This window comes from Lysobacter korlensis, assembly GCF_042434515.1.
Map to the genome: position 1 here is coordinate 1,489,323 of NZ_JBHLTG010000001.1, position 11,691 is coordinate 1,501,013.

Here is an 11,691-nt window from a genome sequence, read left to right on the forward strand (position 1 = left end):
GTTGGCCTCCCCGGCCGTATCCTTCGACCATGTCGCTCCCGATGGTACGCCTGCCGACGTGGTCCCTGCTCGTGCTGGCGTGCGCACTGCTTTCTGCGCTGCCCGGCAATGGGGACGCACGCACCGCGACTGCGCGTATCGAGCGTGTCTCGACTCCCGTCGCGACGCTGCGGAAGGTGCGGGTGCGGCTGGAGTGGGAAGACGGGGCGTCGCAGGGCGAGCTGCGCATCCAAGCCGGGACACTCGACGCGCCCGACCTGGGTTACCGCTTTCGCGATCTCGACTGGCAGTGTCCGCTGACGCGCGCGGCCGACCGCTGGCAATGCAAAGGCGTGCTGCGCAGCGGCGCTTCGGCGCCGTTCGGTTTCTCGCTCACCCTCGACGACGCGAAGACGAACGCGGTGCTGACACGTGGCGCGGCGCGAATCGGGCTGGATCGCGAGGCGCAGTCGCCGGACATCACGCGGATCGATCTTGCGCGCGTACCGGTGGCCTGGACGCAGGCGCTGGTTGCACAGGCATGGGCTGACGCGCGGTTGACCGGCGGAACGCTGGATGCCTCGCTCGCGATCCGCGCCCCGGCGGGCGGCCGCCTTCAGATCGAAGGGCCGGTGAAGCTGCAGGCAGCGGGCGTCGACACTCCGGACGGCGCGATCGCGGCAGAGAATCTCGGCGCGCGGCTGCATGTCGATGCGCGGTTCGGAGAGGTCGACGAGGTCAATCTCGACGGTCAGTTGCTCGGCGGCGAGTTGCTGTTCGGTCGCACCTATGTCTCGCTCGGCGAGCGCCGCGTGCCGCTTCACATGCGCGCCGTTCAGCGCGACGCCGGCGGTTGGCAGCTGCCGGCATTCTCGTGGGATGACCCCGGCGTGCTGAAGGCCGCAGGCAGCGCCACACTCGGGTCGGAGCAGGACGTCGAGGTCCTGGACCTGACCGTGGACAGCCCGAGCCTGCAGGCGCTCGGTGAGCACTACCTGTCGGGGTGGCTCGGTGCGGCGGGGTTGGGCGAGCTGCAACTTCGCGGCGCCGCCAGCGCCCAGCTCGGAACCAACGGCAATGGATTGCAACGGGCAACGCTTTCGCTCGAACATGCCGGCGCCGACGACCCGCGCGGGCGGTTCCGGTTCGATGACCTGCACGGCGACCTGCAGTTCTCCGCCGGCGCGCCGGTGGCCAGCGATCTGCGCTGGGCCGGCGGGGCGCTGTACGGGATCGAGTTCGGTGCCGCGCGCCTGCCATGGCGCAGTGCCGATGGCGTCCTGCAGCTGCGCGAGGACCTGGTGATCCCGCTGCTGGATGGCACCGCGCGCTTCGAAGGCCTGCAGCTTCGACCGGCGTCGGGCGAAAGCCGCTTCGACGTGAAGTTCGGTCTGGCGCTCGACGGGCTGGACGTGCGGCAGCTTGCGAAGGTCATGGGCTGGCCGGAGTTCGGCGGCGAGCTCAGCGGCCGCATTCCGCAGGCGCATTACCGCGAGGATCGACTGACGCTCGATGGCGGGCTGGCGATGCAGTTGTTCGATGGGCGCATCGATGTGTCCTCGCTGTCGATGGAGCGGCCGTTCGGTACCGCGCCGACGCTGACCGCCGACCTCGCGCTCGATGATCTGGATCTGCAAGCGCTGACCGGCGTGTTCGGGTTCGGCAGCATCACCGGCCGGCTCGATGGTCGCGTTGCGGGACTTCGACTCGTCGACTGGCAACCGGTCGCGTTCGATGCGCGGCTGCAGACCGATCCCAAGCGCGGTGTCCGTCAGCGAATCAGCCAGCGCGCCGTGCAGGACCTGTCGAGCGTGGGTGACGCATCGCTGATGAGCAGCCTGCAATCACAGGTGATCGGCCTGTTCGACGACTTCGGCTATTCGCGCATCGCTATCGGCTGCCGCCTCGTCGACGAGGTCTGCACGATGGACGGGCTGGGTTCAGCGGATCGCGGATTTATTATCGTCCAGGGGGCAGGCCTGCCGCGGCTGACCGTGGTCGGATTCAACCGGCGCGTCGACTGGCCCCTGCTGGTCGAGCGGCTTGCGGCGGCGGGTTCGGGCGACGTGCGCCCGGTAGTGGACTGACGGCGCAGCGCGCCTTTTCGGGAGATAACGATGACTCGTTGGATGGGATTGCCGGTCGCGGCCGTGATGTTGACCGCGTGCGTGACAATCAATGTGTATTTCCCGGCGGCTGAAGCGAAGGAAGCCGCCCGTGAGTTCGTCGAGAACGTGATTGGCGAGGACGCGTCGAAAGCGCCGCGCCCCGAGGGCGGCCCGGGCGGCCAGAGTGCCTCGCTGGAATCGGCACTGCCTGCCGCGATCGCGCAGGTGCGGCAGCTCACGCAGCGCGTCGACCTGTGGGCGATGATCGGGGTTGGCTCTGCGCATGCGCAATCGCCCGACATTTCGATCAAGACGCCGGCGATCCAGGCGATCCAGGCGCGCATGGCCGAGCGGTTCGACGCGCAGCTGCGTGCGGGCTTTGACGCGGGCGCGCTGGGATTTGCGGGCGACGGCACCATCGTCGTGCGTGATGCCGGCAAGCTGCCGCTGAAGGATCGCGTCGCGATCAGTAATGCGGTGGCCGACGACAACCGCGATCGCAAGGCCGTCTACCGCGAAGTGGCGGTCGCGAACGGCCATCCCGAGTGGGAAGCCCAGATCCGCGAGGTGTTCGCACGGCAGTGGATCGACAGCGCGCGACCGGGCTGGTGGTACCAGAGCGGTGGCAATTGGAAGCAGAAGTGACGGCGCGCCGCACCTGAGCACGACACAGGGCGCCGTCGAAGCGATCAGCCTCGCCGCGGCACGCAAGGGCGAACGCACTGCTTCCCCGGCGTGGTTGCCAACCCTATGAACGGAGCGGCCGCAGTTGCGGCCGTTGCCGTTCCCGCGGCCACCGTCGCGGCGCGGCGGACAGGCGCATCTGCGACAATGCGCGGCCTCGAGTTTCACGCCAGCCGCCATGGCCCGCATCGACAAGACTCCCTTCGAGGTCGAGATCACCGACCTGACCCATGACGGCCGCGGCGTTGCGCGGCGACCCGACGGCAAGGCCGTGTTCGTGGCCGGTGCATTGCCGGGCGAGCGCGTCATGGCGACGCAGACCGGCCGCCACCGCAGCTTCGATGAAGCGCGCACGGTCGAGGTGCTGCACGCGGCCCCGGAGCGCGTCGATCCGCGATGCGCACACTTCGGTGTCTGCAGCGGCTGCGCGATGCAGCATTACGACGAGACGAAGCAGATCCACGCCAAGCAACGCGTGCTGCTGGAAAACCTCGAACGCATCGGCCATGTGTCGCCTGAACGCGTGCTGCCGCCGCTGGTCGATGCGAGCTGGGGCTATCGTCGCAAGGGCCGTTTCTCGGTGCGGCGCGTCGAGAAGAAGGACAAGACGCTCGTCGGCTTCCGCGAGACCGATCCGCGTTTTGTCGCCGAGATCTCGCAGTGCCACACCGTGCTGCCGATCATTGGCGATCGGATCGACGCGATTGCCGCACTGGTCGATTCGCTGCAGGCGCGTCGCGAGATCCCGCAGATCGAGTTCATCGCCGGCGATCCGACGCCCGAGTTCTGCGGTGTCGCGCTGACGTTCCGGCACATGTCGCCCCTGTCGGACAGCGATCGCGATGCGCTGATCGCGTTCGCGCAGCAGCACCGGTTTGCGATCTTCCTGCAGCCGGGCGGCATCGATTCGGTGCATGCGCTGTGGCCGGCGGAGCCGAAGCTTTCGTTTTCGCTGCCGCAGTGGAATCTGGAGTTCCTGTTCCGCCCGCTCGATTTCATCCAGGTCAACGCCGGCCTCAACGGCAGGATGATCCAATCGGCAATCGATCTGCTGGATCCGCAGCCGGATGACCGGGTGCTGGACCTGTTTGCGGGCCTGGGCAATTTCACCTTGCCGCTTGCGCGACAGGTGCGCGAAGTGGTCGGTGTGGAAGGTGAGGCGGGGCTCGTGCGCCGCGCACGCGAGAACGCCGAACACAACGGCATCGCGAATGCGAAATTCCACGCGGCCGATCTGGCGAAGGATCTGTCGGGCGAGCCATGGATGCGCGAGAGTTTCGACCGGCTGCTGCTCGATCCGCCGCGCTCGGGCGCGGATTTCGTACTGGCCCACCTGCCGCTGAAGCAGTTCAGTCGCATCGTCTATGTGAGCTGCCATCCGGCATCGCTGGCGCGTGATGCGGGCTACCTCGTCAACGAGAAGCGCTGGAAGCTGCGCGCGGCGGGCGTCATGGACATGTTCCCGCATACCGGGCACGTGGAAAGCATTGCGATGTTCGAGCCGCGCTAGGCGGTGACGCGCATACGTTGATGTACAACGCGTCGCCACGCGCGACGTAACCTGCTTGCGGGCTTTGCCCGGGATCGCCGACGGACGAACAATGCCCATCGAAATCGAACGCAAGTACCTCGTCACGGGTGACGGTTGGCGCGACGCGGCGCGCAAGGTCGTGCCGATGGCGCAGGGGTATCTCAACGACCTGGCGGCCATGGACAGCGGCGCGATGAAGGCATCGGTGCGCGTGCGCATCGCAGGCGACGAAGCCTGGCTCAACCTCAAATCGCGCGAACTCGGCCATACCCGTCAGGAGTTTGACTATCCGATTCCGGTCGACGATGCGCGCGCACTGCTGGCACTGTGCGTCGGCGGGTTGGTCGACAAGCGCCGGCACTATGTCGAGCACGACGGGCGAACCTGGGAAGTCGACGAATTTCTCGGTGAGAACGCCGGCCTCGTGGTTGCCGAACTCGAGCTCGAGGCCGCCGACGCAAGCTTCGAAAAACCGGCCTGGGCCGGCGCAGAGGTCACTGACCTGCCGCGTTACTACAACCTCGCGCTGGCCACTCGTCCTTACGCGCAGTGGAGCGAGGACGAGCGCGCAGGGCCGGGTTGACGGCGGCTCGACACGTCTGCGGGTTGGCTGCGCCGGCTTTTCAGCCAGCCTGTAGCTCGGCAGCCGCAGCTTTGAAAGTGGGGCCGTGTGCCAAGCGCAAGCGCGGTTCGCCAAGCCTTCGCAATCGAGACTGCGCGACAACGATGGGCACACGCGGCTCGAGGTCGGCAACAGCGCATTCCGCCGAACCGGTTCAATGCCGGGCAGGCCGCCTGCTCTTGCCGGGCGCCCGCGGTGTCAGCCGCAAGCATCCGGTCTGCATGCCCGCTCACGCGATCTGGGTGACAATGCCGGCCGCATCCGAATCGCACCGTAGGAGTTCCGTATGCTCGTGATCGGCGTCGCCGGTACCGAACTCAACGCGCAGGAGCGCGACTGGCTGCAGCACGACGCCTGCGCCGGCGTGATCCTCTTCTCGCGCAATTTCGCCTCGAAGGCGCAGGTCACCGAGCTGTCGCAGGCGATCCGCGAAGCCGCGCGGCGACCGCAGCTGATCTGCGTCGACCAGGAAGGCGGCCGCGTGCAGCGCTTCCGCGAGGGCTACAGCGCGTTGCCGCCGCTCGAGAATTTCGACGCGCTGTTCGCGCAGGACAAGGCGGCCGCCCTGAAGCTCGCGCAGGAGCATGCGTGGCTTATGGCGAGCGAGATCCGCGCGACCGGCGTCGACCTGAGCTTCGCGCCGGTCGTCGATCTCGGGCGCGGCAACCTCGCGATCGGCAACCGCGCGTTCTCCGCCGACCCGCACATCGTCGCAGCGTTTACCCGCGCGTACATCGAAGGCATGCACGCCGCAGGCATGGCCGCGACGCTCAAGCATTTCCCGGGCCACGGCTCGGTGCTCGAGGACACGCATTTCGACGACGCCGTCGACGATCGACCGCTGGAGGAAATGCGCGCGCTCGACCTGATCCCGTTCGAGGCCGGCATCGATGCGAAGGCCGATGCGGTGATGATGGCGCACGTGGTCTATCCGAAGGTCGCGCCCGAGCCCGCGGGTTATTCACGCCGCTGGATCGAGGAGATCCTGCGCGCCGAGATGGGCTTCCGCGGCGTCGTGTTCTCCGACGACATCGGCATGGCGGCCGCGTTCTCGGCTGGCGGCGTGAAGTCGCGCATCGATGCACATCTGGATGCCGGCTGCGACGTGGTGCTGGTCTGTCATCCGGACCTGGTCGACGAGTCGCTGAAGGCCGTCGAAGGCCGCTCGCTCAACACGATGGCGCTGACCGGGTTGCTCGGCCGCGGCGTCATGGGCTGGGACGGCCTGCTCGCCGACCCGCGCTACGGCGAAAGCCGCGGCCGGCTGGAGGGGCTGGCGTGATGGCCGCCGACCTGCAGGCGGCGCTTGCGAATGCCGACGTCATCCACGACCGCGAAACGCTGGAGCGCGCGATCGCGAAGATGGCCGTGTCTATCCGCGATGCCTATGCCGACGGCCCGGTGCCGGTGTTCCTCACGGTGATGCACGGCGGCCTGCCGTTCGCGGGGCGGCTCGCGATCGAGCTGGGCGAATGCGGCCTCGACTGCGAGTTCGATTACCTGCACGCGACGCGCTACCGCGGTGAAACCGCAGGCGGCGAGCTGGTGTGGAAGCATCGCCCGGCAACGTCGCTGCAGGGCCGTCGCGTGCTGCTGGTCGATGACATCGTCGACGAAGGCCAGACGCTGCTCGCCGTGCGCGACTGGTGTCGCGAGCAGGGTGCGAGCGAAGTCCGCATCGCTGCGCTGGCGGTGAAGTCGCACGACCGCTGCGTCGAAGGCATCTGCGCGGATTTCGCGGGCGTCGAGGTGCCGGACCGCTACGTATTCGGTTACGGCATGGATTATCACGAGCAGGGCCGGAACCTGCCGGCGATCTACGCGCTGCGCTGAGCGCACGCGCCGTTGCGCCCGCGGTTTGCGGGCGATCGCTTTGGGCGACCGGGGCGTGGAAGCCGGCAGCAGAGAAATTCCCGTGATCGTGGGCTGCCGTGACGGACGTGCTGCGCCGGGCCGGCGCATGCGGTGAGTGCGGCAGGGGCCAACCGGAGTCGAGACATGCAAACGATTGAACTCGCCGTCATCGGCGGTACCGGCCTGTACCGGCTGGCCGAGCTCGAGGATGTGCAGACGCTGCAGCCGGAAACGCGCTACGGCATGCCGTCCGGGCCGGTGCGCGTGGGTCTGCTCGAGGGCAAGCGCGTTGCCTTCCTCGCCCGGCACGGCGAGGGCCATTCGCTGCCGCCGCACCGCATCAACTACCGCGCGAACCTCGCCGCGTTGCAAGGGCTTGGCGCAAACCGAGTGCTCGCTCTGAACACCGTCGGCGGCATCACCCAGCGCTTCGGTCCGCGCGTTCTCGCATGTCCCGACCAGCTGATCGACTACACCTGGGGCCGCGTTTCCACGATCTGCGAAGAAGCCGGCACCGAAGTCATCCACGTCGATTTCGGCGAGCCGTACACGCGTTCGCTGCGCCAGGCCACGCTGGCCGCCGCGCGCGACGCGGGCGTGGAACTGGTCGATGGCGGCTGCTACGGCGCCACGCAGGGGCCGCGTCTGGAGACACGCGCCGAGATCGCGCGCATGCGCCGCGACGGCTGCGACCTGGTCGGCATGACCGGAATGCCCGAGGCCGCGCTCGCACGCGAGATGGGACTGGACTACGCGTGCCTGGCAATCGTGGCGAACTGGGCGGCCGGCGCCGGGCCCGACCCGGACGAGGTGATCACGCTTCAGGACGTGCTGGACAACGTGGCCGCCGCGTCGGCGGGCCTACCCGCGCTACTACGAAAAATGTTGTGAGATTGAAACGTCACAGGCACTTTGCAGCAATTGTTTTCTCGGCGTTCAGTTTGCATACTCGGGTCGCGACTGAGCCGCATCACGCGCCAGCGCACATCGCACCCAGCATGAGGTCATGGATATGCAGTACGGCACCGTGAAGTGGTTCAACGACGCCAAAGGCTTCGGTTTCATCTCGCCAGAGGACGGCAGTGCGGATGTATTCGTTCATTTCTCCGCGATCAACGCCAAGGGCTTCCGTAGCCTCCAGGAAGGCCAGCGCGTCAGCTACGAGCTGACCCAAGGCCCGAAGGGTGCGCAGGCTTCGGGCGTCACTCCGATGGCCCCCGCCACGGCCTGATCGCTACACCTACGAGATTCCAGACCCCGCTCCGGCGGGGTCTTTTTTTGCCTGCGAAGTCGACCCCGACCCAGGACACTCAGCGTGCCTGCAGCGTCGCGACCAGCACATCGAACGACTGCGGCCGTCCGAGCAGGTAGCCCTGCACCTCGTCGATCTGCCGAGCGCGCAGCCAGTCCAGCTGCATCGTCGTCTCGACGCCTTCGGCCACCGTGCGGATGCCGAGAGCATGGGCGAGGCCGATGATCGAGTTGCAGATCGCCGCGTCGTCGTCATCGGTGCCCAGGTCGCGCACGAACGAGCGGTCGATCTTGAGCCGGTCGATCGGGAAGCGTTTGAGATACGCGAGGCTGGAGTAGCCGGTGCCGAAGTCGTCGACCGAGAAGCTCACACCCATCGCGGCGATCTGGTTCATCAGCTCGATCGCGCGCTCGGGGTCGGCCATCAGCAGGCCTTCCGTGATTTCCAGTTCGAGCACGTCGGACGGGATCTGGTGTTCGCGCAGTACCTGGGCCACGTCGCGCACCAGTTCGTCGTTGAACTGCGCAGGCGAAACGTTGACCGCGATTCGAAGGTGCCCGAGTCCGTGCTCGGCAAGCCGCCGGTAATGGCGTGCCGCCTGATGCAGGATGCGCCGGCCCAGGTCGGCGATCAGGCCGCTTTCCTCGCAGACGGGGATGAACTCGCCCGGCAGCAGCAGGCCGCGCACGGGGTGCTCCCAGCGTGCGAGCGTTTCCAGCGCCACGGCGCGGCCCTCGCGGTCGAACAAGGGCTGGAACACCGGGACGAACTGGTCCTGCTCCAGCGCCAGCCGCAGTTCGGACACCAGCTGCAGACGACGCGACATGCCGTCCGCGAATTCGCTGTGGAACGCGACGGCGCGGTTGCGGCCCTGGCGCTTGGCCTGGTACATCGCCAAGTCGCCATGTTTGAGCAGCGATTCGGCGTCCTGACCTGCGTCGGGGTAGCGACACCAGCCGATGCTTGCGGTCAGCGAGTGACGGCTGCCACTGACGACGAACGGTGCGGCCAGCGCTTCGGTGATGCGTGCCAGAACGGCGCTGATGCCCTGTACGCCGTCCTGCTCGGTCAGCACCAGCACGAACTCGTCACCGCCGAAGCGGGCGACCGTGTCGGTCTCGCGGGCCACGCCACTCAGGCGCGCCGCGACGTCCTTGAGCACCACGTCGCCGGCACCGTGCCCCAGGCTGTCGTTGACGAGCTTGAAGTCGTCCAGGTCGATGAAGATCAGTGCGACGCCGCGCCCGTAGCGCTGCGCGTTGAGGATGCCCTGCTGCAGGCGGTCCTGCAGCAGCTGGCGGTTCGGCAGCCCGGTGAGCTCGTCGTGCGTGGCGCGGTACGCGAGCTGGTCCTCGTAGTGCTGGCGCTCGCTGATGTCGAGCATGCCGCCGACGATGCGTAACGGCTGGCCCGTCGCGTCTCGCAGCACGAAGCCGCGGTCGAGCACCGTAGCCAGGCTGCCGTTGCCACGCCGGAACCGGTACTGCTCCTGCCATTCCGACTCAGTGCCCTCGATTGCGTTGCTGAGGCTTGCGATGACTCGTTCGCGGTCATCAGCTGCGACGCGCTCGCTCCACAGGTCCGCGGTCTCGAACGGGGCGGGCGGGTAGCCGAAGCCCGTGTAGTAGCTCTCGCTCCACCAGATGCGGCCGGTGGTCAGGTCATAGTCGTAGACCGCGTCGCTGGTGGCGCGCGCGACCAGTCGGAAGCGTTGCTCGGCCTGCTCGCGTTCGGTCACGTCCTGGGCTGCGACCAGACGCGCGGTCGAGCCGTTGAAGTCGACGTCATGGATGAACACCGCCATCCGCATGACGCGCCCGTCCTTGTGCAGGTGCGTCCAGACGCGGCCCTGCGACTGGGCGCTGACTGGCAGTCGCGCGGCCTCGCGGAACGCATCGGCGTCAGCCTCGGGGCGGATCGACAGCATGCTGCGGCCGACCAGCTCGGAGCCCGAGTAGCCGTAGTGCGCGACCATCGCGTCGTTCACCGCGACGAACTTCAGCGTGTCGCGGTCGAACAGCCACATCGGCAACGGGTTGTGTTCGAACAGGAACCGGTACTGCGCTTCGGCGCGAACCGCGCGCTCGCGCGCATCGGCCAGTTCGGTGATGTCCTGCTGGATGCCGTGCACGACGTCGCGGCCGTCACTGGTTCGCGTGCGCGTGCTGCGCGCCAGGACGTGGCGTAGCGTCCCGTCCGGCCGCACGATCAGCAACTGCTGCTCCGCCGTCGAGCCCGGGCCCGCGGGCACCTCGAGCAGCCGCCGCATCCCGGCCTGGTCGCCCAGGTCGACCGCAGCGCGGAACGCGGCACCGCTGACGTGGGTGGCCGACGGGTCGAAGCCGAAGATGCGCGCCGTCTCGCCGAAGATCGCCACGGTGTCCGTAGCCGGATCCCATTCGTATTCGCCGAGCAGGGCCAGCGTGTGGGCCTGCCGCAGGCGCTCGTCGGTCGCGCGGGTTGCCTGCATCGCCGATTGCAGGTCGACGATGAGCCGGGCCTGCCGCGACTGCGCCTGGTCGAACCGGCGCACCAGCCAGCCCCACGCGGAGGCGAGCAGCAGGGTCACCAGCAGGATCGCGAGTGCCGGCCGCGCCCAGATCTGCACGAGGCTGCGATTCTCGACGCCGACCATCACCGCGAGCGGAAGCTTCTCCAGGCGGCGGTAACTGAACTCGCGCTCGATCCCATCGACGACGCTCTTGCCGGTGTAGCGACCCTCGCGGCGGCCGCGGTGGGCGTCGGAAAACATGCCTGAATCGACGATGCGCTGGCCGACGACCTGATCGTTGTCGACCGAGCGCGCGATGATCGCGCCGCGCTCGTGGATCAGGCTCACAAAGTCGCTCGGACCGAGCGGGTAGCCGCCGACGACGTCGAGGAAGACCTCGGCATCGATGCGCGCGGTGATCATGACGTCGCCAAAGCGCTGCGAGACCGGGATCTCCCAGCGATCGCCGGCGCGGACCGGTTCGCCCAGTAGAAGCCGATCGGGGATGTCGCGTTCGGAGTCGGAAACGCGGCGGCGGCTGATCTCAGTCATCGGCAGCACCCACGGCACTGCGAGATCTTCGGGCCGCGAGGCGCGGTACAGCTGACGGCTGACGAGGAACAGGCGGTCGCGCAACTGGCGCTCGATCGCGTCGGTGACCAGTCTCGTGCGGCTGTGCGCGTTTTCCTGATAGTGCAGGTATTCGGCCGCGATCAGGCCCAGCCCGACCAGCGGCAGCAGCGCGGCCAGGCTCCAGCCGAGCGCGAGCAGCTGCGTCCGGTGAAGCGGACGCCTGAGTGACCACCATCCCCGGAGGGATGCCGGCAGCGTCCTCATTTCGGCTGAAATCATGCCCATCCAGTCCTTTTGCCGCACTTCGCGGGGCCCGTGGTGCCGTTAGCACGCCAGCGCGGGACCGTAGGGCGGCCCCGCCTCGGGCCCGTTTCCGAGCCGTCCCGCTTAGTGATCTGGAGTCGTTAACGGGTCGTGAAGTTCATCCTTGAGCCCGATCACACACATTGGCCGTCTGGTTCAGGAAAGCGCGGTGCGGCGCAGGCGGCAGGCGGCAGGCGGCTCGGTGCGGTCGAGCAGCCAGGCGCGAAGAGGGCAGTGGTCTCGCGGCCCCACCCGCCAGCCTCGCCGTGGCGACGAGGCGTAATACGCCGGTCA

At 67.9% G+C, this 11,691-nt stretch carries 9 protein-coding genes; 8 read left to right on the forward strand and 1 reads right to left on the reverse strand.

Annotated features, from left to right (window positions below):
- Positions 1-29 precede the first annotated feature (29 nt).
- From ACFFGH_RS07005 to ACFFGH_RS07040, 8 genes are all read left to right on the forward strand, one after another.
- The gene (locus ACFFGH_RS07005) at positions 30-2,066 is read left to right on the forward strand and encodes an AsmA family protein (protein ID WP_386666304.1); all 2,037 of its coding nucleotides are present in this window, start codon (positions 30-32) and stop codon (positions 2,064-2,066) included.
- A 48-nt stretch (positions 2,067-2,114) separates the two neighbouring features.
- Entirely contained in the window at positions 2,115-2,732 is a 618-nt protein-coding gene (locus tag ACFFGH_RS07010) for a DUF1318 domain-containing protein (protein ID WP_386666307.1), read from the forward strand.
- Positions 2,733-2,949: 217 nt separating this feature from the next.
- Positions 2,950-4,281: a 23S rRNA (uracil(1939)-C(5))-methyltransferase RlmD gene (rlmD, locus tag ACFFGH_RS07015; RefSeq protein WP_386666309.1), complete on the forward strand. Its 1,332-nt coding sequence runs from the start codon at positions 2,950-2,952 to the stop codon at positions 4,279-4,281.
- A gap of 91 nt (positions 4,282-4,372) precedes the next feature.
- On the forward strand, positions 4,373-4,885 hold the full coding sequence (locus ACFFGH_RS07020) for a CYTH domain-containing protein (protein WP_386667420.1): 513 nt from the start codon (positions 4,373-4,375) through the stop codon (positions 4,883-4,885).
- Positions 4,886-5,210: 325 nt separating this feature from the next.
- Positions 5,211-6,206, forward strand: coding sequence for a beta-N-acetylhexosaminidase (gene nagZ / locus ACFFGH_RS07025; protein ID WP_386666312.1), 996 nt, complete (start codon positions 5,211-5,213; stop codon positions 6,204-6,206).
- The gene (locus ACFFGH_RS07030; RefSeq protein ID WP_386666315.1) at positions 6,203-6,757 is read left to right on the forward strand and encodes a hypoxanthine-guanine phosphoribosyltransferase; all 555 of its coding nucleotides are present in this window, start codon (positions 6,203-6,205) and stop codon (positions 6,755-6,757) included. The genes nagZ and ACFFGH_RS07030 overlap by 4 nt, the downstream gene beginning before the upstream one ends.
- 165 nt (positions 6,758-6,922) lie before the next feature.
- On the forward strand, positions 6,923-7,669 hold the full coding sequence (locus ACFFGH_RS07035; protein WP_386666317.1) for an S-methyl-5'-thioinosine phosphorylase: 747 nt from the start codon (positions 6,923-6,925) through the stop codon (positions 7,667-7,669).
- Between the two features lie 121 nt (positions 7,670-7,790).
- A complete protein-coding gene (locus ACFFGH_RS07040; protein ID WP_386667422.1) occupies positions 7,791-8,009 on the forward strand; it encodes a cold-shock protein in 219 nt (72 codons plus the stop codon).
- Positions 8,010-8,088: 79 nt separating this feature from the next.
- On the opposite strand, the gene ACFFGH_RS07045 is transcribed toward ACFFGH_RS07040, so the two are convergent.
- Positions 8,089-11,373 carry an EAL domain-containing protein gene (locus ACFFGH_RS07045; RefSeq protein ID WP_386666319.1) on the reverse strand — a complete coding sequence of 1,095 codons (3,285 nt, stop codon included), beginning with the start codon at positions 11,371-11,373 and terminating at the stop codon, positions 8,089-8,091.
- Positions 11,374-11,691 lie beyond the last annotated feature (318 nt).

What these genes read in the sequence shown, in the direction of transcription:
- ACFFGH_RS07005 (WP_386666304.1), top strand. Translation starts at nt 30, where the DNA reads ATGTCGCTCCCGATGGTACGCCTGCCGACGTGGTCCCTGCTCGTGCTG.
- rlmD (WP_386666309.1), top strand. Translation starts at nt 2,950, where the DNA reads ATGGCCCGCATCGACAAGACTCCCTTCGAGGTCGAGATCACCGACCTG.
- ACFFGH_RS07020 (WP_386667420.1), top strand. Translation starts at nt 4,373, where the DNA reads ATGCCCATCGAAATCGAACGCAAGTACCTCGTCACGGGTGACGGTTGG.
- nagZ (WP_386666312.1), top strand. Translation starts at nt 5,211, where the DNA reads ATGCTCGTGATCGGCGTCGCCGGTACCGAACTCAACGCGCAGGAGCGC.
- ACFFGH_RS07035 (WP_386666317.1), top strand. Translation starts at nt 6,923, where the DNA reads ATGCAAACGATTGAACTCGCCGTCATCGGCGGTACCGGCCTGTACCGG.
- ACFFGH_RS07040 (WP_386667422.1), top strand. Translation starts at nt 7,791, where the DNA reads ATGCAGTACGGCACCGTGAAGTGGTTCAACGACGCCAAAGGCTTCGGT.
- ACFFGH_RS07045 (WP_386666319.1), bottom strand. Translation starts at nt 11,373, where the DNA reads ATGATTTCAGCCGAAATGAGGACGCTGCCGGCATCCCTCCGGGGATGG.